This is a genomic window from Flavobacterium sp. RSSB_23, assembly GCF_051547145.1.
Taxonomy (GTDB): domain Bacteria; phylum Bacteroidota; class Bacteroidia; order Flavobacteriales; family Flavobacteriaceae; genus Flavobacterium.
On record NZ_JBPTTO010000034.1, the window covers coordinates 1 to 1,279 of the forward strand.

Consider the following 1,279-nt stretch of genomic DNA (forward strand, 5'->3'; position numbering starts at 1 on the left):
GGTAATGTGGTCAAAAATGGTTGGTGAATTTTCATTTTAGATTGCTTATATTTCAGCATCAAATTGAAGAGGAAGTTGGCTCTGCTGAGGAGCAACCAACCAGCAATAAGTTTGATGATTATACGATAATTAAAAGGATAGTTTTTTAGCTATCCTTTTTTATTAAATATCGGCAATCAGATATGGCTAAGGAAAACCTACTTTACGTTTGGTTTTTATAATATAAATACCATTTCAAGAAGTTCTTTCTGTTAGCTAAACTTAACCCTCTATGAATATTCAAGTTACCTTTTAAATGTCCAAAAAAAGATTCTAGAGAGTTTGTTGAATTGGGTATTTTGTCGTCCTTGAGATACATAAACATATTGGGTAAAGCTTTCTTGATTACGGTAAATGATCTTCTAACCATTTTATGAGTGTACCAATATCTTCCCGTTTCAATATTATATGATTTTTGATTGATAAAATCTCTATATTGTTCTTCCCACAGGATAAGTTCAATAAGCCATAATTGACGTTTATATTCAGAATTGATATGATGAATTTTAACAGCTATTTGCTTGAGTTCAAAACCAGATTTATGTTTTGGATTCTGTGTAAGCCATATTCTGCACATTCTTGAAATATGAACCAAACATCTTTGGAAAGGTACTCTCGGACAGACTTTTTTGATGGCTTTGATAGATGATTTGTCTCCATCGGATGTGATACTTTTTATTTTGATTCCTAAATTCAACAGGTTTTGCAAATCTTCGGCAATTTCTTCAAAATGTTCTCCATTACTCATCCTATAAAGTTGTGTTAACTTTAGATGAAAATTTCTGTAAACCACCAGACAGATATCATTAGGAAAATAAGTCCCATCAATTACCAAATAAATTTCATCCGTGGAACTGAATTCCAAAACAGGTGCTTTGCTTAACATTTTAGAAAAATAACGTTGCAATGAACTTTTGCTGTATCCTGATTCGAGTGAAATTTTATCAAATGTATCTTTACCAATTATCCAATTTTTGAACCAAATTTCTTTGTTGGAATCTGAAACAGATTTATTGCTGGAAGTGAATAATTGACTACAATCTTTACACTTAAATCGCTGTTTGCTTTCCCTTGTACCCCACTTAATTGTTTGAAGACTTTTACATGTTGGGCAGCGCTTTTTTTTGAGTTTTTCATAAATAAAAAAAGTTTATTGAAACGAATTTCAATAAACTTTTGGGAATATCATATTTTACAAAGCTTCACAGCATTTTTACCAACCATTTTTGACTATTAAACC

General features: G+C 31.0%; 1 protein-coding gene. It reads right to left on the minus strand.

Features of this window, described 5'->3' with window-relative positions; genetic code table 11:
* Nucleotides 1–202: 202 nt before the first annotated feature.
* Nucleotides 203–1,180: an IS256 family transposase, variant Zn-binding type gene (locus ACSVH9_RS16230; protein WP_438064617.1), complete on the minus strand. Its 978-nt coding sequence runs from the start codon at nt 1,178–1,180 to the stop codon at nt 203–205.
* Nucleotides 1,181–1,279: the final 99 nt, after the last annotated feature.